Origin of the sequence: Amycolatopsis speibonae, assembly GCF_042647925.1 — a bacterium.
In the GTDB taxonomy this organism is placed as follows: domain Bacteria; phylum Actinomycetota; class Actinomycetes; order Mycobacteriales; family Pseudonocardiaceae; genus Amycolatopsis; species Amycolatopsis speibonae.
The window spans coordinates 1-21,242 of record NZ_JBHRWK010000016.1 but is presented as its reverse complement, the minus strand read 5'-3'; the positions used below and the strand labels follow the sequence as shown (position 1 = coordinate 21,242).

Sequence of the window (21,242 nt, the reverse complement as noted above, 5' to 3'; positions counted from 1 at the left end):
GCATCCACCATGTCGCAGGACGTCCGCGGCGAGATCCGCGCCTTCATCGGGGCGAAGTTCCCCAGCCTGTCGTTCACCGACGAACAGGACATCTTCGCACTGGGTTTCGTGAACTCGCTGTTCGCGATGGAGCTGGTCATGTTCATCGAGAAGGCGTTCGCCACGCGGATCCCCAACGAGGAACTGAAGCTGGACAACTTCCGCGCCGTCACGCGGATGACCGAGCTGGTCGAGCGGCGCACCGCCGCGGCCGCGCACTGAACGGGAGAAAGACGTGAGGGCGAGGACACGGCCCGAAACACCGGAAGTCGAGGTGGTCGGGCGTTTCGTCGACGAGGAGGTCTGCCCGCAGGCGGACGCGTGGGACCGGGCCGAGAACATCCCCGGTGACGTGCTGCGGCGGGTCGGGGAACTGGGACTGTGGGCCCCGTTCCTGCCCGCCGAGGCGGGCGGCGCCGGGCTGGACATGGTCACCCTCGGGCGGCTGCACGAGGAGGTCGGCCGCGGCTGTTCGTCGCTGCGGAGCCTGCTCACCGTGCACACCATGGCGACCGCGACGGTGCAGCGCTGGGGCGACGACGAGCAGCGCGAACGCTGGCTGCCCGTGCTCTCGGAAGGCACGACACTGGGCGCGTTCTGCCTGACCGAACCGGACCACAGCGGCAGCGACTCGACAGCCGCCGGAACCGTGGCTGTCGCCGAGAACGGCGTCTGGACGTTGCGGGGCCGCAAGACCTGGATCACCGGCGGCCAGGTCGCCGGACTGTTCCTGGTGTTCGCCGGCACGGCCACCGGGATGAGCGCGTTCCTGGTGCCCTCGGACCATCCGGGAGTCCGCGTGACCCCGGTCCGGCACATGCTCGGCACCACCGCGAGCATGCTGGCGACCATCGAGTTCGACGACGTCCGGCTCGACCCGTCCGCGCTGGTCGGGCCGCCGGGCTGGGCCGCGGGCACGGTGATGACCGGCGCGCTCGACCTCGGACGCTACAGCGTGGCGTGCGGCTCGGTCGGGATCGTGCGAGCGGCGCTCGCCGCGTCGGCCGCCTACACGTCGGCGCGTTCGGCGGGCGGCGGGCTGCTGCGGGATCTGCCGCAGATCCGCGCCAAGATCAGCGAAATGGTCACCGCGCGCGACGCCGCGCGGCTGCTGTGCGAGAAGGCGGGCAGGCTCAAGGACGCGGGCGACCCGGCGACCATCATGGCGACCTGGGTGGCCAAGTACTTCGCGTCCACGGCCGCGGCCAAGGCGGCTTCGGACGCGGTCCAGATCCACGGCGCGAACGGCTGCGGCCCCGACTACCCGGTGGCCCGGCTGTACCGCGACGCGAAAGTCATGGAGATCATCGAGGGCAGCACCCAGATCCAGGAGCTGACCATCGCGGACGAGGCCTACCGGGAGGTGTCGGGATGACCGAGATCTTGGAGAAACCCCAGCGGGGCCGCATCAAATGCGTGGTGTGGGACCTGGACAACACGGTGTGGGACGGGACCCTGCTCGAAGACGGCGAGGTCACCGTGCGCCCCGAAGTGGTCGCGGAGATCCGGCGGCTCGACGAGCTGGGCGTGCTGCATTCGGTGGCCAGCCGCAACGACCACGAAGCGGCGATGGCGCGGCTGAAGGCGGCCGGGCTCGACGAGTACTTCCTGTACCCGCAGATCAGCTGGAACCCCAAATCCGGTTCGGTGGAAAGGATCGCGAAGGCGCTCAACATCGGCCTCGACGCGATCGCGTTCGTCGACGACCAGCCCTTCGAACTGGAGGAGGTCGCGCACGCGCTGCCGTCGGTCAAGACCGTCGACGTCGCGGACCTGGGGGAGACCCTGGCGTCGGAGGAGTTCCGGCCCAAGTTCGTCACCGACGAGTCGAAGGTGCGCCGCGAGCTCTACCGCGCGGCCGCCGTACGGGAGCAGATCGAGCACGACCACGAGGGCACCAGCGAGGAATTCCTGTCCACTTTGGACATGAAGTTCACGATCGCCCACGCCCAGCGGGAGGATCTGCAGCGGGCCGAGGAACTGACCGTCCGCACCAACCAGCTCAACTCGACCGGCCGCACCTACTCCTACGAAGAGCTGGACGAACTACGGACCTCGCCCGACCACGTGCTGCTCGTCGCCTCCCTTTCGGACAAGTACGGCGGTTACGGCAAGATCGGCCTGGCGCTGGCCGAACGCGGCGCGGAGGCCTGGCACCTGCGGATGATGCTGATGTCGTGCCGCGTGATGTCGCGCGGGGTCGGCACGGTCCTGCTCAACCACATCATGGGGCTGGCGAAGGAAGACGGCGCGAAGCTGCGCGCGGACTTCGTCGAGACCGGGCGCAACAGGGTCATGTACGTGACCTACGCGTTCGCGGGTTTCTCCGAGATCTCACGGGACGGCGACAGGCTCGTCCTGGAGTCCGACCTGAGCACGATCCAGCCACCGCCGCCCTATCTGACGATGGAGCTGCGATGACCGCACCGATCACGGCGCGGCCCTGGCTGCCCGGCGGGGTCCCGCCGGGCGGGGTGACGAAGCTGTTCTGTTTCCCGCACGCCGGAGCGAGCGCGGCGGTCTACCGGGAATGGGTCCTCGCGGCGGGCGACGAGCTGGTCGTCCTGCCGGTCCAGCTGCCCGGCCGGGCCGAACGCGGCCGTGAGACCCCGCACGAAGACGTCGAAAGCCTTGTCGAGGCAGCGATCGACGGCCTTGGTGACGCGCTGACCGGGGACTTCGCGTTCTTCGGGCACAGCGTCGGCGCCCTGACCGCGTACCTGCTCACCCGCCGGCTCGCCGAGCGCGGGGCCACGCTGCCGAAGCACCTGTTCGTATCGGGAAGGGCAGCACCGCAGCTGCCCGACACCCGGCTTCAGCTGCGGGCGCTGCCGGACGAGCGGCTCGCCGCCGAACTGCACGCTCTCGGCGGGCTGCCGGACGTCCTGCGGCGCGAACGGGACCTGCTGGCGATGTTCCTGCCGTTGATGCGGGCCGATCTGGCCGTCAACGAGACGTACCGGCACGTGCCGGGGGAGTCGCTGCCGGTGCCGCTGACCGTGTTCGGTGGTGACCGCGACCCGCGGGCCGATCTGGACGAACTGGCGGCGTGGCTCGAACTCGCCGCCGACTCGGCGATGGTCACCTATCCGGGCGGGCACTTCTACCTCGAACAGCGCGTACCGGAGCTGCTGGGTGTGATCCACCGGAAGCTGGGCCGATGACGACGCAGTGGTTCCCGGCCTGGAAACAGCCTTCGGGCGCGCTGGGCGAACGGCTCCGCCCCGGCCGGGACGCGCACGTGTGGCGAGTCCCCCTCGCGCGGGTGCTCGCGCCGGGCTCGGCCGAGGCCTACGGCCTGCTCGGCGCGCTGTCCGAAGACGAGTTGCGCCGGGCGGCGGCCATCACGGTGGACGAGGAACGGGCCCGGTTCCTGGCCTCGCACGTCGCCCTGCGAGACATCCTCAGCTCATACACCGGCACTCCGCCGACCGCGCTGCGGTTCACTCGCGACGGTGACCGTCCGGCTTTGGCCGGTACGACGGGGATCGAGTTCAGCCTGTCCCGTTCCGGCGCGCTGGCGCTGGTCGCGGTCGCCGCAGGGGTCCGGGTCGGCGTCGACGTCGAAGAGGTCCGGGAGGTCGACCACGACGGTCTCGCCGCGCGGACGCTGCGCCCGGAGGAGGCCGCCGCCGTACGCGAGCCGCTGACCTTCTTCCGGTACTGGACCTGCAAGGAGGCCTATCTCAAGGTCGACGGCACCGGCCTGGCCGGACTGCCGGGACCTTCCTTCACTCTCACCGGCGGCGACGTCGAACTCGATAACCGTCCTGAATGGACGATCACGGAACTGGACGCCGGCGCCGGCCACGCGGCCGCGCTGGCCGTCCCGGCGCGACCGGTCACCGTGCGCGCCTTCGACTGGCTCCCCGGCAGGCCGCGACCGGCCGTGGTGCACCGGAAAGGCGGAGTGAAATGAGCGACCCGAAAGCGGAGCTCGAAGCGTTCATCCAGACCACGGAGTTCAGCTGCCTCGGCGCTCGCGCGGCGTTGAAGAAGGGCTCGATCGTCCACGGCCACTACCCGGCGCTGGGGGATCCGGAATCGGCGCGTGCCCACTACCGCGACATCCTCGGCTACGCCCGCGACATCCGGCCCACGTTGTCGGACAAGAGCTTCCGCACTTTCGTCTCCACTTTCGAGGAGCCTGGCGGGATCCTCGACGAGGAAGAGCACGAACGCCTGCTGTGGCGCCATCTCCAGCTCATGCACGACATCGACAGCCGGACCTACGGCCTCGACGAAGGCGCGACGTCCGATCCTGACGAGCCGAACTTCGGCTTCCACGTGGCGGGGCACTCGTTCTTCGTCGTCGGAATGCACCCGGGCGCTTCCCGGGCGAGCCGCCGGTACCCCCGGCCGGCGATCGCGTTCAACTCGCTGATGCAGTTCATGTTGCTGGGCGACAAGTTCTTCTCGATGCAGGACGCGATCCGCAAACGCGAGACGACCAACAACGGCTCGGTCAACCCGAGCTTCACCACCTACGAGTACCAGATGCCGTCCCGCCACTTCTCGGGCCGGATGACCGAAGAGGACTGGAAGTGCCCGTTCACCTCGCGGCACGAGCCCTCGTCGGTCAAGTACACCTCGGACGTGATGCAGCGCCCCACCGGCTGATCCCGTCACGCCGTGCGCCCCCGGCAGCTTCGGCGACCGGGGGCTCGTCGTTCTGTCCTGGCTGATGGCAAGTCCGTGAAGGCCTCCTTCCCTACTCTCAAGGTAGGGAAGGAGGCCTTCACGGACTTCAGGCGAGGGCTTCGACGCGTCGCACTGTCGGGCGGCAGAGCAGCGCGGTGCGGGTCGCGCGCGGGATCCGCTGGTAGACCAGCTCCCGCAGCGTCGCGCGGCGGAACGTGTAACCGGCGTCGTCGTCCTCGCGCCGCAGCACCGAGAGGCTCGCGAGCCGGGACAGCGTCCCCTCGATCTCGGTGGTGTCCCGGCCGCAGACCGCGGCGACGTCCTCCGCGGTGAACGCGTCCCCGGTGAGGCTGGCCGCCTTCAGGAGGGATTTCTCGGCGGCGGGCAGGTTGTCGAGCTGCGCGGCGAGCGTCCGGCGGACCAGCGGGGGTGTCATCGCCTGGCCCAGTCCCGGAAACGGGGACGTCCTGCTGTGCACCCCCTGGGCGTACGCGTGCGCGAACCGGGGATTCCCGCCGATCCTGGTGATCAGGTCCTGCCTGCCGCGGATGAGCCGGGCGGTGCCGGGAAGCAGCTTGTCGAGCAGTTTGCCGACGGCGTCGTCGGAAAGCGGGGCGAGGCTGACCGTCGTCCCGCAGCGTTCGCCGTGTTCGGCTTCCAGTAGACCGGGCCGGGCGGACGCCACGATCAGGACCGGCAGTCCCGCACAGGCTTCCCCGAGCCGGTCGACCGCGTCCCGTGTCTCGAGGTCGGCGCGGTGCAGGTCGTCGGCCAGCACCACCAGCGGCCCGTAGGCGGTCAGCTCACCGGCAGCGGTCCGAAGCGCCGCGTCGCCGCCCTCGGTGCGCAGCCGCGAGGCGGTCTGGGGGAGCAGTCCCGGGACGACGGCGAACGCTTCGGCGACGTCGGCCCCGGCGTCCAACACCCGGATCCGGGGTTGCTCGGACAAGGTCTCGGCGAACTCGGCGAGGAGCCGGCTCTTGCCGATCCCGGGCTCGCCGAGCACCGTCACCCGATGCGGGCGGCCGCCGCGCTCGACGAAACCGAGAAGATGGCTCAACAGATCGAGGTCGTGCTCGCGGCCGACGAAGCCGCCGGGATCGGCGGGCTCCGCCACCGGGCGCTGGCGGGCCGAAACGGCGTGCCACCAGCCAGGCGAGTCTTCGGAAGCCTCGTGCACCACGGCGGGCTCTGAGGCCTCGCGGACCGCGTCCGACACCCGGATCCGGCCTTCGGGCGCGCGCAGCGCCGAGCGGACACAGCGGTCCAGCACGGGACCCGCGACCTGCCCGGGGCCGGCGGCGGTGAACTCGACGAGGACGTCACCGCTGTCGACGCCGATCTGGGTGGCGATCCCGGCCGTGGCCAGCCGGTCGAGGATCCGCAGCGCGGTCCGGGTCGCGTGGACGGCGTCGTCGTCACCGGTGCGGGGGAGGCCGAACAGGGCCAGCACGACCGGGCCGGATTCCCCGGGCAGATGCGCGCCCGCGGCGAGAGCCTCTTCCTCGACGACGGTCCGCAGTCGCGCCTGCACCTCGACGGCCTCTTCGGGGTCGTCGTCCGGTGTGGCGGCGAGGGCGACACCGATCGCGACGACCGGCTTCCGCTCGCTTTCGACGGGTTCCGTGCGCGGGAGCGCGATCACCGGGGCGGGCGTGAACGGCAGCGGCTCGACCACCGGAGCGGGCTCGGCCGCCGGTACGGGTTCGGGCCGCGGCGCCGGTTCCGGCCGCCGGGTGAGCAGGGTTTCGTCGTGCTGGAGGATCGCGCGCTCCAGTTCGCGCAGTTCCTTGCCCGGCTCCAGGCCGAGGCCCTCGGCGAGGCTGGCCCGCGTCGCGCGGTAGACCTCGAGGGCGTCGACGTGACGGCCGCAGCGGTAGAGCGCGGTCATGAGCTGGGCGTTGAGCCGCTCACGGTTCGGGTTGGCCTCCGCCATCCCGCGCAGGTCGGTGAGCACCTCGTGGTGGTGTCCCCGGTCCAGCTCCAGCCCGAAGAGATCCTCGTGGACGGCGATCCGCTGGTCCTCCAGCGCGACCAGTTCGGGCCACACCACGCCGGTCTCGGTGAGGTCGGCGAGCACCGGGCCACGCCACAGCGCGAGCGCGTCGCGGTAGGCCGAGACGGCCCGATCGACGTCGCCGCCCGCCTGCGCCGTCCGGCCGTCGGCGGCGAGCCGCCGGAAGCGGGAGACGTCGACCTGGTCGCTGTCGACACGCAGCAGGTAGCCGGGCGCGTGGGTGAGCAGCATGGCCTGCTCGGCGGCGCCGGTCCGCTGGGCCAGCGTGGCGCGCAGGCCCGAAACGGCGTTCTGCACCATCTTGCGCGCGGTGGCGGGGATCTCGTCCGCCCAGATCGCCTGCAGCAACGTGCTGGTGGCGATGACCTCGTTGTGGCGCAACAGGAGATAGGCGAGTACGGCCCGCTGGGTCGCCCCGCGCAGCACGACCGGACGTCCGTCGTGCACGACGTTGAAGGGGCCGAGGAGATCGAAACGCACGGGGTCACCACCTTGCTTGGAACTTGCGAAGACGATCTCCACCGTGGCCCCGCACCCCGCCTCCCGACAACGCTGTGGCGCGGATACTGGCTCGGTGCCAGTGGCACCCGAGAACGATGCCAGTTACCGCCCGATGTGTTGACAGTGGACGTTCCCACTGCTAGACGCGCGCGCCCACTCCCGCATTTAGTCACCTACTTGCGAGGCTTCCGGGCGCGTGAAGGCCTCACTGATCGCAAGTAGGTGACTAAATGCGGGAGGAATCAGGTGCGGTAGTCGCCGGTCAGGATCGCCGCCGCGAGTTCCACCCGGGACGTGTACCCGGTCCGGGAGAACAGCCGGCTGAGCCTGCCTTCCACGCTCTTCTCGCTGGTTTCCAGGACGACTGCCAGCTGCCGGTTGGTGAGTCCTTCGGCGACGAGGATCGCCAGCAGCCGTTCGTTCTCGGCGGTCGTCTCCGTCCGGCCAGGTCCGGCGAAGCCGTTGTCGCGCAACAGCTTCCGCAGTCGGCCGCGCCAGAACCAGGCGCCGACCTCGCCGAACAGTTCGTACGCCTCGGTCCAGGACTGTTCCGGCCGGTGCCCGGCGAGGCCCGCCTGCAGGAGGGTCATCGCCGACTCGTACGGGACGTCGCGGCGTTCGCGCGCGATGGCCGCGGCGCGCCGGGCGGAGGCGGGCTCGCGATGGACCGCCGCGCGGGCCAGGTAGTGGTTCTGGTGCGCGCGGGCGGTGTCGAGCTGGGTCGCCGTGCGCGCCGCGCGCCGCACCCAGTGTTCCCCTTCGCGCTGCTTGTTCCGCGCCAACGCGGAGCGCGCCAGGTCGGCCCAGAGGTCTTCGGTGCCCAGGACGTAGCCGCCCGCGTCGGCGCTGCGCGCGGCCGAGTACAGCAACGCGTCGGCGCCTTCGGTGTCGCCGAGTTTGCTGAGCACGGTGAACTCGGCGTGGTCGAGTGTGTGCCGCATCCCGGAGGGACGGCTGTCGGCGGCGAGTGTCCTGGCACGTGAGAGCCAGCCCTGCGCGCCGAGGATCCGAATCGCGCATTGTGTCAGCAGATAGTGCAGCGGCCGCGCCGGATCGGTGCCGCCCAGCATGGTCCGGCGGGCCAGTTCCATCGCCTCGGGCCAGTCCCCGCCCAGGTAGTTCAGCGCGAACCGGTTGGCGATGGGCAGTTGTTCGGCGTTCAGCCCGGACTCGGTGATCCGCCGTCGCGCCTGCCGGAGGTCCCCCAGCTGCAACAGCATTTCCACTTCGAACCGGTACTGTTCGACCTCGTACTGCGGCAAATGCGTGGACCGCCACAGTTCCGGGTGCGCCATGAGGGTGTGCAGCTGGGACGTGTCGCCGAGCACGACGCCGCAGGCCGCGAGGAACATCGTGCCGAAGTCGGCGGTGATGTGGTTGCTCCCGGTCCACACCGCGCGTTCCCGTTCGAGCAGGTCGCGCGTCTCGATCCAGCGATGGTTCAGCAGCAGGGCGTACGCCCGGTTGACCACCATCAGGGCGGGGTCGTCCGGCAGCACCGGGGACGCGCCCGCGGCGATCTCGGCGAGCTCACCCAGATCACCGCGGGCGGCGAGCCCGGAGATGAACACCGTCGACAGTTCCTGCGCCTGCGCCGGTTCGAGGTGGCCGAGATGTTTGCAGAGCACCTGCCGCGCGCAGTCCCCGGCCTCGGCGGCCCGGTAGTGCAACGCCTTGGCCGAGCTCAGCATCATCAGCACGACGGTCCGCTCCGGCGGTTCGGTCACCCAGGCCAACGTGGCGTGGAGCCAGCGTTCCGCCTTGGCACCATCGGTGAACAGCACCCGCTCGCCGTTCTTGAGGAGCTCTTCCGACGCGCGGTGCGTGTCGACGAGTGACCCGGCCTGGGTGATCCAGTCGAGCACCAGATCCGGGTCGGAGGCGGACGCGGACCCCGACCACGCGGCGTGGACCGCCTGGGCGGCCAGGCTGCGGGTGGCGTACGGCCCGATCCCGGCCAGCAGGGCGTCCCGGACGGCGGGGACCCGGAACCGGTGTCCACCGTCCCGATCCCGCACGAGGACGCGTTCGGCGACGAGCCTGTCCAGCACCCCGTGGAGGTCGCTGTCCGGCCAGCCGAGCGCGGTCGCGGCCAGCCCGGCGGCCGAGGCGCCGAGCGGGCAGAGCACCGCCATCGTCTCGGCCACCTCCCGCACGCCGCCTGCCGCCCCGGTCACCGCGCGCAGGAGCGGATGGTCCTCGGTGGCCACCGGCTTGTCGACCCTGTCGACGCGGTAGGCGGTGCGGTCGACGATCCGCAGGGCACCGGCGGACCGGTAGCCGTGCACGAGCGCGGTCAGCGCGGCGGGGTTTCCCCGGGCCGCGGCGTGCAGTTCGCTCACCAGGCCGTCGTTCGGCAGCGCCGAGACCAGTCCGGTCAGCAGCGACCGCGACTGCGCTCGCGAAAGCGGCCGGAGGAACCGCAGCTTCGCGCGTCCGCCCGCCCGTAGCCGTGCGAAGGCGCCGCGCAGCGCGGGACTCCCGGAGAGGTCGTCCCCCGCGCCGATCCGCAGCGTCGCGACCACGCTGATCGGCGTCTCCGCCGAACACCGGTGCAGGAGCGGGCTCACCAGCCGGGCCGTGTGCTCGTCGAGCCACTGCGCGTCGTCGACCAGGACCACCAGCGGGGTCTGCGTGCGCAGGAGGGCGAACACGGCCGTCGCGATCTTCGCGACCGTTTCCGGGGTCGGCGTGGTCTCGCCCGCCCTGGCGAGCATGGCCAGCACCGATCGCCGCGCGGGCTCCTCCTCGGCGCGGTCCGCGCCGAGGAGGACGAGAAGCCGGAAGATCGCGCCGTAGGGGAGCGTCCGGTCGAGTTCGGCCAGCCGCAGTACCAGCACCTTGGCCGACGGGGTGAGCTCTTCGGCGAGCCTGTCGAGCACCGTGCCGCGGCCGCAGCCGGGCTCGCCCGCGAGCACCGTCAGCGGGGTCTCGCCGGGACCGGCGTCGTCCCGCAGGATCCCCACCTCCTCGATACGGACATCCGTCCGCAGTCCCGTCCCGGCGCCCGGGTGCCTGGTGCTCATGCGCCCAGTTCACCAGGATGGAGCCCGGCTGGCCGTCACCCAACCGTATGAACCATGCCGTCGGTACGGCCTCGGTCGACCAGCGCCCGGTAATTCGTTCCGGGTTCCGGCGGTTCTCCGGCCGTCGACAAACCGGCCGGTATGCTGAGAGTCCGCACGAGAAGGAGCCGGCCATGACACGAGCGACCACCCGGAAGGCCGAGGCGAGCGGCGAAGATCAGGCCGCCGTCCCGCGCCGTCTGCTGTCGCACGCCACGAAGCTCTTCGCCAAGAAGGGTTTCGACCGCACCTCCGTGCAGGAGATCGTCGAGGCGGCCGGGGTCACCAAGGGCGCGATGTACCACTACTTCGGCTCCAAGGACGACCTCCTCTACGAGATCTACGCCCGGGTGCTGCGTGCGCAGACCGAGCAACTGGAAAAGGTGGCCTCGAGCGAGGCTCCGCTGCGGGAGCGGTTGCGTTCCGCCGCCTCCGACGTCGTCGTCAGCACGATCGACAACCTCGACGACAACACGATCTTCATGCAGTCCATGCACCAGCTCAGCGTGGAGAAGCAGAAGGCCGTCCGCGCGGAACGCCGCAAGTATCACGAGCGGTTCCGCACGCTGATCGAAGAAGGCCAGGAGTCCGGCGAGTTCCGCGCGGACAAACCGGCCGACGTGATCGTCGACTTCTTCTTCGGCTCGGTCCACCACCTCGGTTCCTGGTACCGGCGTGGCGGCGCGCTCTCGGCCCGCCAGATCGGCGACCACTTCGCCGATCTCCTGCTGGCCTCGTTGCGACCCGAGTAGCGACAGGCGCTCAGCCCGGTGGCGCGGGCACCAGGCGTTCGACGAACAGGTCGAAGCGGCGTTCGAGCACCGTGCCCACCTCCCAATAGTCGCTGAAGGCGAGCAACCCTGTCGCCACTTCTTCGGCGGCGTCCGGAGGCCAGCCCTGGGCGGCCAGACTCGATCTCAACGCTTCGGTGTAGTCGGAATAGGTGAAGCCGGGCAGCTCCGCGACGAGCGCCGTCGTCGTCCCGCCGTGCGAGTTCAGCCCGCCGAACGACCGTCCGCAGCCGCAGTCGGAATCGGGCGAGCCCTCGCCGGCTTCACAGCACGGGGCGATCCAGATCAGTTCGCCTTCGACACAGAAGGAGAAGTCGTTCTCCCGCGTGCCCTGGGTCCTCGAGGTGGCCACGAGCAGTTTCATGATGACTCCCTGTTCGATCAGATGTTCGAACAAGGTGTACCGGCGGGGTACGACACTTTTCGGGCCGCACCCCGCCGGGGGAGATCAGGCGGGCAGGTCGATCAGCGGCGCGAGGGCCGCGCGATGCCGCCCAGGAGTGCCCAAGGCGATCTCGTCGCTCTTCGCCCGCTTCAGGTACAGGTGCGCCGGGTGCTCCCAGGTCATGCCGATCCCGCCGTGCAGCTGGATCGCCTCTTCGGCGGCGTGGACGGCGATGAGGGAGTTCCTCGCCTGCGCCACCGCGACGGCGATCGCGATGTCCTCGCCGGAAGCCAGGCAGTCGGCGGCGTAGCGCGCGGTCGCCCTGGCGTTGACCAGATCCGTGTACAGGTTCGCCAGCCGGTGCTTCAGCGACTGGAAGGACCCGACCTGGCGGCCGAACTGGTAGCGCTCCTTGAGGTAGCGCACCGTTTCGGTCAGGGCCCATTCGGCGATCCCGAGCTGTTCCGAAGCGAGCAGCCCCGCCGCGGTCAGGAGTGCCGTGTCGAGCGCGGATGTCGCCGCCGAGGCGACGGCGACGCGCTTCGCGGCCACGTTCTCCAAGGTGACGTCGGCGATGCGCCGGGTGAGGTCCAGGGAGATCGCCTCGGTGACCGTCACGCCCGCCGAAGCCGCGTCGACCGTGTACAGGCCGGGACCGTCGGGCCCCACTGCCGGGACGACGATCAGCTCGGCCACCGAAGCGTCGGCGACGCTGCGGACCTGGCCGTTGAGCGTGCCGTCGGCGGCCGCGGTGACCGTCGAGGGGAACTCGGCGCCGGGCGTGGTCGAGAGCGGTACGGCCAGCGCGCCGATGAGCGCGCCCGCGGCCAGTTTCCCGAGCTTTTCTGCCACTTCCGCCTGCGACGTGTCCGTCGCCAGCAGGGCGGACGTCGCCAGGACGGCACTGCCGAGATAGGGGACGGGGGCGACGCTGCGCCCGAGTTCCTCCATCACGACGGCGACTTCACGCGCCGACGCTCCGTGCCCGCCCAGCGCCTCCGGGACGGCGAGGCCCGCCGCGCCGAGATCGGCGGCGAGGGTGCGCCACAACGGCAGGTCGTACGGTTCCGCCGTCTCGGTCCTGGCGATCAGGGACGCCGGTTCCGCGCGGTCCTTGAGCAGGTCGCGGACGCTGGCGCGAAGGTCCTCTTCGACCTCGGAATACAGCAGGTCGCTCATCGGGGCAGGTCCTTCCAGGCGACGTCCTTGTCGATCCGCGGCTCGGACGGCAGCCCCAGCACACGTTCGGCGATGATGTTGCGCAGGACCTCCGAGGTGCCGCCCTCGATGGAGTTCCCCTTCGCGCGCAGATAGCGGTACCCGGCTTCGCGGCCGAGGAAGTTCACGCCGTCGGGACGCCGCATCGTCCAGTCGTCGTAGCGCAGGCCTTCGTCGCCGAGCAGTTCGATCTCCAGCCCGGACGCGGCCTGGTTCAGCTCGGAGAACGCGACCTTGACCGCGGAACCCTCCGGGCCGGGCGCGCCGGCGGCGAGTTGCTGCCGCAGCCGTGAACTCACCAGGCGCAGGCTTTCGCCCTCCACCCACAGTTTCAGCAGGCGATCGTGCAGTTCGGAGGTCCGCAGTTCCGGACGTTCTCGCCAGGTTTCCGTGAGGACGCCGACCATCCCGCCGTCGCGCGGGAACTCGGTCCCGCCGATCGCGACCCGTTCGTTCATCAGGGTGGTCTGCGCGACCTTCCAGCCCTCGCCGACCGCGCCGAGGCGGTGCGCGTCGGGAATGCGGACCTCGCTGAGGAAGACCTCGTTGAACTCGGCCTCGCCGGTGATCTGGCGCAGCGGCCGGACTTCCACGCCCGGAGCGGTCATGTCGCACAGGAAGTACGTCATGCCGCGATGCTTCGGCACGTCGGGATCGGTGCGGGTGACCAGGATCGCCCACTGCGACTTGTGCGCGCCCGACGTCCAGACCTTCTGCCCGGTGACCACCCAGTCGTCGCCGTCGCGCACCGCGCGGGTGCCCAGCGCGGCGAGGTCGGATCCGGCACCCGGCTCGCTGAACAGCTGGCACCACACCTCCCGCTCGGTCCACAGTGGACGAAGGAAGCGCTGGTGCTGTTCGGGTGTGCCGAAGGCGAGGATGGTGGGCGCGGCCATCCCGAGGCCGATCCCGATCCGCCGTTTGTCGTTGTCCGGCGCGCCCGCCGCCGCGAGCTCTTTGTCCACGACGGACTGCAGTGAGCGCGGCGCGTTCAGGCCGCCCAGTCCCTCGGGGAAGTGGATCCACGCCAGCCCGGCGTCGAACCGCGCGTCGAGGAAGTCCTGGCGCGGCGTGCTTTCCGGCGGATACGCGGCCAACAGCTCGGCCACGCTCCCCTTGAGTTCCTGAGGTGTCGTCACTTCTTCTCCCCGCGGTACTTCTTCAGTTCACGGTGCGCCAGCGAGCGCTTGTGCACCTCGTCCGGGCCGTCGGCCAGCCGCAGCGTCCGCACCTGCGCCCACATTTCGGCGACCGGGAAGTCCTGGCTGACCCCGCCCGCGCCGAACAGCTGCACGGCCTTGTCGAGGATCCACTCGACGGTGATCGGCGTGGAGATCTTGATCGCCTGGATCTCGGTGTGCGCGCCCTGGTTGCCGACGGTGTCCATCAGCCACGCGGTCTTGAGCACCAGCAGCCGCTGCTGCTCGATCTTGACCCGTGCTTCGGCGATCCAGTCCTGCACCACGCCCTGTTCGGCGATCGGCTTGCCGAACGTCTCACGCGCAAGCGCCCGGCGGCACATCAGTTCCAGTGCGCGTTCGGCCATGCCGATGGCGCGCATGCAGTGGTGGATGCGGCCGGGGCCGAGGCGGGCCTGCGCTACGGCGAACCCGTCGCCCTCGCCGGCGATGAGGTTCTCCGACGGCACGCGGACGTCCTCGAAGAGCACTTCGGCGTGTCCGCCGTGGTCGCCGTCGGTGTAGCCGAACACGTGCATACCGCGCTTCACCGTCATGCCGGGGGTGTCGCGGGGGACCAGGATCATGCTCTGCTGCTTGTGCGCGGGCGCGTCCGGATCGGTCTTGCCCATCACGATGAAGATCTTGCAGTTCGGGTTCATCGCGCCGGAGATGTACCACTTGCGGCCGTTGATGACGTATTCGTCGCCGTCACGGCGGATGCTGGTGGCGATGTTGCGCGCGTCGGAGGAGGCGACGTCGGGTTCGGTCATCGCGAACGCGGACCGGATCTCACCGTCCAGCAACGGCTGAAGCCACTGCTTCTTCTGTTGCTCGGTGCCGAACATGGTGAGGACTTCCATGTTCCCGGTGTCCGGCGCCGCGCAGTTCAGCGCGGTCGGGGCGAGCCGGAGGCTGCGGCCGGTGATCTCGGCCAGCGGCGCGTACTGCAGGTTCGTCAGTCCTGCGCCGTGGTCACCGGGGAGGAAGAAGTTCCACAGTCCGCGTTTGCGGGCCTCGGCCTTCAGATCCTCGACGACCGGCGGTTGCGACCACTCGCTGTCGCGCTCGGCCAGCTGAGTCTCGAAGACGGCCTCGGCCGGGTAGATGTGCGAATCCATGAACTCGAGGAGTTTTCCCCGCAGTTCCTCGGTTTTCGCGTCGAAGGCGAAGTCCATCTCTATCCCTCTTCCTTGTCTTCGGGGGCGCGCGGTCGACGAATGCGTAGCCAGGCCGCGGCTTTCAAAGCCTTCTCTCGTTCGCGATGAGGGCGGCCCGCTCCCCATTCGCGAGGCCTTCGGCCAGCGCGCGCGCCGTTTGGCCGCCTTTCGGGTAAGTCATCGCACGTCCCTGTCAATCTTCCTTGAGAGTTTCGTTGCCGTGCGCGATCAACGGGACGACGCCCGAGCCGATGCCGTCGAATCCGGCGCCGACGGTCTGGCCCTTGCTGTAGCGGAGGTGGATGCCTTCCAAGATCACCGCGAGTTTGAAAAAGGCGAAGCCCACGTACCAGTTGAGCCGGGAGACGTCGCGCCCCGAACGCTCGGCGTACCGGGCGATGACCTCGTCGTTGCGCGGATACCCCGGCGCGGAACTGGCGTTGGACACGAACTGCAGGGACACCTTGTCACGTTCGGCGTAGGCCACCAGCAGCGCGAGGTCGGTCAGCGGGTCGCCGAGGGTGGACATCTCCCAGTCCAGCACCGCGGTGATCCGGTCGTCCGCGTTCACCAGCACGTTGTCGAGCCGGTAGTCGCCGTGGACGATCGAAGGCCTGCCCGATTCCGGCACCGACGAGGCGAGCCGGTCGTGCAGTTCGTCGACGCCGGGGAGATCGCGGCTGCGGTTTCCGTCGAGCTGCTTCTTCCAGCGTCGCAACTGGCGTTCGAGGAAACCTTCCGGGCGGCCGAAATCGCCCAGCCCCACCGATTCCGGATCGACCGCGTGCAGCTCGACCAGGGTGTCGACCAGCTCGTCCGCGATCGCCTTCGTCCTGGCGGGACCCAGCGCGGCCAGTTCGGTGTCGGAGCGGAACGGCGTGCCCTCCACGAACTCCATCACGTAGAACCGCGAGCCGATGACGTCGGTGTCCTCGCACAGCAGCACCGTTTCCGGCACCGGGACGGTCGTGCCGTGCAGGCCGGAGATCACCCGGAACTCGCGGCCCATGTCGTGCGCGGTCGGCAGGACGTGGCCCAGCGGCGGGCGGCGGACCACCCAGCGGGACCGGCCGTCGCCCACGACGTAGGTGAGGTTGGACCGGCCCCCTTCCACGACCTGGCCGCTCAGGCCGCCTTGGACGAGACCGGGCCGGTGCTCGTCCAGGTGGGCTTTGAGCCGGGCCAGGTCGAGGCCCGGCAGGTCGGTCTGGTTCATGGTGCCTCCAGCGTCTCGCTTTCCAGTTACAGTACCGACCAGTCGGTATGTCGGGTAGTGGCGGTCCGGCGGGGTGCCGGAGGTCACCCTGTCAGGCGATGAGCCGGACGACCATTTCCGCGACGCACGCCGGTTTCGGCTCGCCGTCGATCTCGATCGTCCACCGGACGACGGCCTGCTTGCCACCGGCGACGTCGGTGACCTCGATCAGTTCGGCGCCCGCCCGGATCTTCGAGCCCACCTTGACCGGCTGGGGGAACCGGACCTTGTTGAGGCCGTAGTTGATGCCCATCTTGAGCCCGTTGACCCGGTAGAGCTTCCCGACGAACCCCGAAATGAGCGAAAGCGTCAGGAAACCGTGGGCGATCGGCGCCCCGAACGGGCCTTCGGCCGCCTTCTCGGCGTCGACGTGGATCCACTGGTGGTCGTCGGTGGCGTCGGCGAACAGGTTCACCCGTTCCTGGGTGAGCGTCAGCCATTCGCTGTGGCCGAAGTGCTCGCCGACGGCGTTCTCGAACTCCTGCAGGGAGGCGAATTCGCGCATGGCTCAGTCCTTCGGTCCGCCGGCGACGTAGATGACCTGGCCGGAGATGAACCCGGCGCCGTCGCTCACCAGGAACGACGCGAGGTTCGCGATGTCGTCGGGGGTGCCGACGCGCTGCACGGGGATCTGCGACGCGGCCGCGGCCTTGAAGTCCTCGAACGACATGCCGATCCGCTCGGCGGTCGCCGCGGTCATGTCGGTGGCGATGAAGCCGGGGGCGATGGCGTTCGCGGTGACGTTGAACTTGCCCAGTTCGATCGCGAGGGTCTTGGTGAAGCCCTGCATGCCCGCCTTGGCCGCGGAGTAGTTGACCTGGCCGCGGTTGCCCAGCGCCGAGGTGCTGGACAGGTTGACGATGCGGCCCCACTTCTCCTGCGTCTGGTACTTCTGCACCTCGCGGGTCATCAGGAACGAGCCCTTCAGGTGCACGCCCAGCACCGAGTCCCAGTCCTGTTCGGTCATCTTGAACAGCAGGTTGTCGCGGGTGATGCCGGCGTTGTTGATCAGCACGGTCGGCGCGCCGAGCTCTTCGGCCACCCGGGTCACCGCGGCCTCGACCTGCGCGGCGTCGTTGACGTCCAGCGAGACACCGACGGCCTTGCCACCTTCGGCGACGATCGTCTCGGCTCCCTGCTTGACCCCCGCCTCGTCGAGGTCCAGCAGGCCGACGGCGAATCCGTCGGAAGCGAGGCGCTTGGCCACGGCCGCGCCGATGCCACGGCCGGCGCCGGTGACGATCGCTACGCGGGAGGGGTGTTCGGTCACGGGTCTGCTCCTCGTCGTCGAGTTGAAGTGACGCTGAGTCTGCCGTACTAAGCGGTCGGTCTGTAGTGGCGCCGCAGAGGACATCGCCTGTGACCTGAGTCACGGCCTGCCCGAACGGATATTCCGGACGACCTGATCGTCCCCGATGTATAGCGCTCCGACCTGCGGTTCCGAAAGCCTCGGCGCACCGATACGAGCGCAAACGGAGGTGCCACATGCGCCGAAGAGCCCATGTCCTGGCCGGTCTGCTCCTGGTGACCACGCTGGGAGTGACCGGCGCGCAGGCCGCGTCCGGCGAGCCGGTGCGGGAGGGCGTCACGGCGCCGAGCCCGCGCACGCTCACCCTGATCACCGGCGACCGGGTCACCGTGCAGGAGCGCCAAGGCGGGGCTCCCGCACTTTCGGTGCAGCCGGGACCCGGCCGGGAACGGATGGGTTTCCAGCGCAGCCAGGACAAGAGCGGCTGGTCGGTCTACCCGGCCGACGCGTTGCCGCTGGTGGCGAAGGGAGTGCTGGACAAGGGTCTGTTCCGGATCGACAGGCTGCTCGCCGACGGCTACGACGACAGCGCGCGGGCGACCCTCCCGCTGATCGTGAAGCAGGAAGGTGCGGCGGCCATCGCGGGCGCGACCGCGGTGCGGCGGCTGGACAGCATCGGCGCGACCGCGTTCGCCCAGCCCAAGAACCGCGCGAGCGAGTTCTGGTCCACGTTGACCGGTCCCCGTGCGGCTTCGGTGCGGAAGGTGTGGCTGGACCGCAGGGTCAGGGCGAACCTCGACCACAGCGTGCCGCAGATCGGCGCGCCGCAGGCCTGGCAGAGCGGGTTCACCGGCAGGAACGTCAAGGTCGCGGTCCTGGACACCGGCGTCGACGCCGGTCACCCGGATCTGGCGGGCAAGATCGTCGCGGCGAAGGACTTCTCCGGCGGCGGGGATCCCACGGACAGGCACGGCCACGGAACCCACGTCGCCTCGACGATCCTGGGTTCCGGCGCCGCCTCCGCGGGCCGGCTGAAGGGTGTCGCGCCCGACGCCGGGCTGCTCGCGGGCAAGGTGCTCGGGGACGACGGCAGCGGCGGCTGGTCCGAGATCATCAGCGGGATGGAGTGGGCGGTCGCCGAGGGCGCCAAGGTGATCAACCTGAGCCTCGGCGGCGAAGACGGAGAGGACGTCGACCCGCTGGAAGACGCGGTGAACCGGCTCACCGAGGAGCACGGCGTGCTGTTCGTGATCGCCGCGGGCAACGACGGGGAACGCGGGGCGGGCACCGTCGGTTCGCCGGGCAGCGCCGATGCGGCACTCACCGTCGGCGCGGTGGACCGGGCCGACGCGCCGGCGTCGTTCTCCGGCAAGGGACCGCGGCGGGGAGACAACGCGGTCAAGCCGGAGATCACCGCACCGGGCGTGGAGATCGTCGCGGCGAAGGCGGGCGGCGGCTATCAGCCGATGTCGGGCACCTCGATGGCGACGCCGCACGTGGCGGGCGCGGCGGCGCTGCTCGCCCAGCAGCACCCCGACTGGCGGCCGGAGCGGATCAAGGCAGGGCTCACAGGCAGCGCGAAGCCGACCGAAGGGCTGACGGTCTTCCAGCAGGGAGCGGGACGGACGGACGTCGCCAAGGCGGTTCGGCAGCGGGTGAGCACCGACGTCACCACGCTGGCGTTCGGCACCGTTCCGGTGGCCGATCCGAAACCGCTCACCCGGGAGATCACTTACCGCAACAACGGTGACCAGCCCGTCGATCTCGACCTGCGGCTGGATGTCCGCGACGAGAACGGGAAGCCGGCGGTCGACGGCCTGGTCACGGTGGACCGGCCGAGGATCACGGTGCCCGCCGGGGCGACCGCGACCGCGACGATCACGGTGAACCCCGCGCAGAAGCCACGCGGCGCCTATGGCGGCACGCTGCTCGCCACCTCCGCCTCCGGTGCCGAAGTCCGAAACCTGATCGGCGCCGACCTCCGGCGCGAGGTCTTCTCGGCCGACATCAAGCTTTTCGACCGCAAGGGCGGCAAGGCGAGCGGCATGGTGTTCGTGACCAATTTGGACAACGGTGACGGGAAGGTGCTGTCCGCACAGGACGGCGGCGGCCCGATCCGGCTGCCGCAGGGCCGGTATCTGTTCGTCTCGCAGATCTCCGAATCGCCGGGGATGAGCTTGGTGAGTGAGCCGGGCTTCGTGCTCGATCGCGATCGGGAAGTCGTGCTGGACGGGCGCTTGGCGAAACCCGTGACGGTGCGGACGGACCGCCCGGACGCCAGTTCGAACGGCCAGATCGTCGCCTTCTCCGAACGCGTCGCGGGCCGGGGGAGCACGAGCTATTCGTGGTACCAGCCGAGGCTCTTCCACGACGACCAGTACGCCTACGTCGCGCCGACCCGGACGGCCGTGCCCGACTTCGACTTCGTCGTCACGGCCATGCTGAGCAAGCAGACCGGCGAGGGTCGTTCGGAGAACAGCCCGTACCTGTACAACCTGCAATTTCCCGGCAAGGGCCGCGTCCCCGACGTCTCCGCCTATCGGGTGCGTGACCACGAACTGGCGAAGGTGAACGCGACTTACGCCGCGACGGGCAAGCAATGGGGCAACCTGCACGTGCTGCCTTCGCCCTACGACAACGAATCCGACCTCGGCGACGCCTGGTTCCTCACCGCGCAGGCTCAGCTGCCCTCGACGCGGGAAGAGTTCTACAGCACCGGGAAGATTCGCTGGCTGAAGCGGCTCTTCGTGGATCGGGTCGCCACCAACGGAACTTGGAGCGACACCCAGGAAACCGCGGCAGGCGTCGAATACCGCGCGGGTCAACAGTCCAAAGAGGACTGGAATCGCGCGGTCGTCGGACCGACGCTGGCGAAGCTGACCAAGACGGTACGCGACGGGGACACTCTCAGCCTCCTGTTCCCGCTGCTCGCGGCCCGCGGCGACCGCGTCAGCCTCTCGGTGATGGAGGGCACCACCCGGCTCATGCGAGACGGGAAGGAGATCGGTTCCGTGCCCCGGGTTCCCGGTCACCTCTGGCCGAACAACGGCCCGGTGACCTTCACCGCGCCGCCGGAAGCGGGCGACTACACGCTGACCATCGACGCGAAACGGCCGGAGGGCGCCAACGCCGAGTTGTCCGCCAACGTGGTCACGTCGTGGAAGTTCCGCTCGCAACGGACGGCGAGCGAAAAGCCGCTGCCGCTGATGGCGCTGAGGGCCACTCCGTCGCTCGGTCCGGCCAACGACGCTTGGCGCCTGCTCCCGCTCGCCGTGCCGATCGAGGTCGAGCGCCCCGCCGGGATGGCGGGAACCATCCGGCAGGTCACCGCCGAGGCTTCCTTCGACGGCGGCAAGACCTGGCACCGTCAGCCCGTCTTCGGGGCCGGTCAGCACCGGCAGGCCTTTGTCTTGGCGCCGCCGTTCGGTTCCTCGGCCTTCGTGTCGTTGCGGCTGGTGGCGACGGATTCGGTCGGGAACGCGGTGACGCAGACGATCACGAACGCCTACCGGCTGCGGTAACCCCTTCGGCCTCGTGAGTGGTAGGGACGGTTAGGGCGGACCGGTATTTGTCTATCTTCCGCTGACCTGCGCGAAGGTGGCGACTCAGGAGAGTTCCGGGCCGACGGTGGAGGAATCGGGACGTTCAGCTTGGATCCACCGGTGTTGATGTGGTGTTTGGGGTGTGTCTGGGTACGCAAATGCCCTCTGGCTTGGGATGATTGTTCTTGCGACGGAACAAAA

Annotated in this window: 17 protein-coding genes; 8 read left to right on the top strand and 9 right to left on the bottom strand. The window is 69.8% G+C overall.

Going from position 1 to position 21,242, the window contains the following annotated elements; translation table 11 throughout:
* Positions 1 to 9: 9 nt before the first annotated feature.
* From ACFOSH_RS12255 to gntA, 6 genes are read left to right on the top strand one after another with little or no spacing between them, the layout of a single operon-like run.
* Complete coding sequence (locus tag ACFOSH_RS12255; RefSeq protein WP_378238915.1) at positions 10 to 261, top strand: acyl carrier protein; 252 nt, start codon at positions 10 to 12, stop codon at positions 259 to 261.
* A gap of 13 nt (positions 262 to 274) precedes the next feature.
* Complete coding sequence (locus ACFOSH_RS12250; RefSeq protein WP_378238914.1) at positions 275 to 1,414, top strand: acyl-CoA dehydrogenase family protein; 1,140 nt, start codon at positions 275 to 277, stop codon at positions 1,412 to 1,414.
* Positions 1,411 to 2,460: an HAD-IIIC family phosphatase gene (locus ACFOSH_RS12245; protein WP_378238913.1), complete on the top strand. Its 1,050-nt coding sequence runs from the start codon at positions 1,411 to 1,413 to the stop codon at positions 2,458 to 2,460. The genes ACFOSH_RS12250 and ACFOSH_RS12245 overlap by 4 nt, the downstream gene beginning before the upstream one ends.
* Positions 2,457 to 3,203 carry a thioesterase II family protein gene (locus tag ACFOSH_RS12240; RefSeq protein ID WP_378238912.1) on the top strand — a complete coding sequence of 249 codons (747 nt, stop codon included), beginning with the start codon at positions 2,457 to 2,459 and terminating at the stop codon, positions 3,201 to 3,203. Before ACFOSH_RS12245 ends, ACFOSH_RS12240 begins: the two co-directional genes overlap by 4 nt.
* The gene (locus ACFOSH_RS12235) at positions 3,200 to 3,958 is read left to right on the top strand and encodes a 4'-phosphopantetheinyl transferase family protein (protein ID WP_378238911.1); all 759 of its coding nucleotides are present in this window, start codon (positions 3,200 to 3,202) and stop codon (positions 3,956 to 3,958) included. The genes ACFOSH_RS12240 and ACFOSH_RS12235 overlap by 4 nt, the downstream gene beginning before the upstream one ends.
* Complete coding sequence (gene gntA / locus ACFOSH_RS12230; RefSeq protein ID WP_378238910.1) at positions 3,955 to 4,659, top strand: guanitoxin biosynthesis heme-dependent pre-guanitoxin N-hydroxylase GntA; 705 nt, start codon at positions 3,955 to 3,957, stop codon at positions 4,657 to 4,659. Before ACFOSH_RS12235 ends, gntA begins: the two co-directional genes overlap by 4 nt.
* 127 nt (positions 4,660 to 4,786) lie before the next feature.
* On the opposite strand, the gene ACFOSH_RS12225 is transcribed toward gntA, so the two are convergent.
* Together ACFOSH_RS12225 and ACFOSH_RS12220 are read right to left on the bottom strand one after the other, a co-directional pair.
* Complete coding sequence (locus tag ACFOSH_RS12225) at positions 4,787 to 7,177, bottom strand: BTAD domain-containing putative transcriptional regulator (RefSeq protein ID WP_378238909.1); 2,391 nt, start codon at positions 7,175 to 7,177, stop codon at positions 4,787 to 4,789.
* A gap of 263 nt (positions 7,178 to 7,440) precedes the next feature.
* Complete coding sequence (locus ACFOSH_RS12220) at positions 7,441 to 10,224, bottom strand: AAA family ATPase (protein ID WP_378238908.1); 2,784 nt, start codon at positions 10,222 to 10,224, stop codon at positions 7,441 to 7,443.
* 173 nt (positions 10,225 to 10,397) lie between these two features.
* Here ACFOSH_RS12220 and ACFOSH_RS12215 point away from each other — a divergent pair, with 173 nt between their 5' ends.
* Entirely contained in the window at positions 10,398 to 11,015 is a 618-nt protein-coding gene (locus ACFOSH_RS12215; RefSeq protein WP_378238907.1) for a TetR/AcrR family transcriptional regulator, read from the top strand.
* 10 nt (positions 11,016 to 11,025) lie between these two features.
* Here the strand turns inward: ACFOSH_RS12215 and ACFOSH_RS12210 are convergent, their stop codons facing one another.
* The 7 genes from ACFOSH_RS12210 to fabG all read right to left on the bottom strand — a co-directional run bounded on the left by ACFOSH_RS12210 (position 11,026) and on the right by fabG (position 17,520).
* Positions 11,026 to 11,418 carry a DUF7715 family protein gene (locus tag ACFOSH_RS12210; protein WP_378238906.1) on the bottom strand — a complete coding sequence of 131 codons (393 nt, stop codon included), beginning with the start codon at positions 11,416 to 11,418 and terminating at the stop codon, positions 11,026 to 11,028.
* Positions 11,419 to 11,502: 84 nt separating this feature from the next.
* Complete coding sequence (locus tag ACFOSH_RS12205) at positions 11,503 to 12,618, bottom strand: acyl-CoA dehydrogenase family protein (RefSeq protein WP_378238905.1); 1,116 nt, start codon at positions 12,616 to 12,618, stop codon at positions 11,503 to 11,505.
* A complete protein-coding gene (locus tag ACFOSH_RS12200; RefSeq protein ID WP_378238904.1) occupies positions 12,615 to 13,796 on the bottom strand; it encodes an acyl-CoA dehydrogenase family protein in 1,182 nt (393 codons plus the stop codon). Before ACFOSH_RS12200 ends, ACFOSH_RS12205 begins: the two co-directional genes overlap by 4 nt.
* On the bottom strand, positions 13,793 to 15,013 hold the full coding sequence (locus ACFOSH_RS12195) for an acyl-CoA dehydrogenase family protein (RefSeq protein ID WP_378238903.1): 1,221 nt from the start codon (positions 15,011 to 15,013) through the stop codon (positions 13,793 to 13,795). The genes ACFOSH_RS12200 and ACFOSH_RS12195 overlap by 4 nt, the downstream gene beginning before the upstream one ends.
* A gap of 175 nt (positions 15,014 to 15,188) precedes the next feature.
* Positions 15,189 to 16,211 (bottom strand): phosphotransferase family protein, encoded by a 1,023-nt coding sequence (locus ACFOSH_RS12190; protein ID WP_378238902.1) that lies wholly within the window; start codon positions 16,209 to 16,211, stop codon positions 15,189 to 15,191.
* 91 nt (positions 16,212 to 16,302) lie between these two features.
* Complete coding sequence (locus tag ACFOSH_RS12185) at positions 16,303 to 16,755, bottom strand: MaoC family dehydratase (RefSeq protein ID WP_378238901.1); 453 nt, start codon at positions 16,753 to 16,755, stop codon at positions 16,303 to 16,305.
* 3 nt (positions 16,756 to 16,758) lie between these two features.
* The gene (fabG, locus tag ACFOSH_RS12180) at positions 16,759 to 17,520 is read right to left on the bottom strand and encodes a 3-oxoacyl-ACP reductase FabG (RefSeq protein WP_378238900.1); all 762 of its coding nucleotides are present in this window, start codon (positions 17,518 to 17,520) and stop codon (positions 16,759 to 16,761) included.
* Positions 17,521 to 17,735: 215 nt separating this feature from the next.
* On the opposite strand from fabG, the gene ACFOSH_RS12175 reads away from it, so the two are divergent.
* Entirely contained in the window at positions 17,736 to 21,020 is a 3,285-nt protein-coding gene (locus ACFOSH_RS12175; RefSeq protein WP_378238899.1) for a S8 family peptidase, read from the top strand.
* Positions 21,021 to 21,242 lie beyond the last annotated feature (222 nt).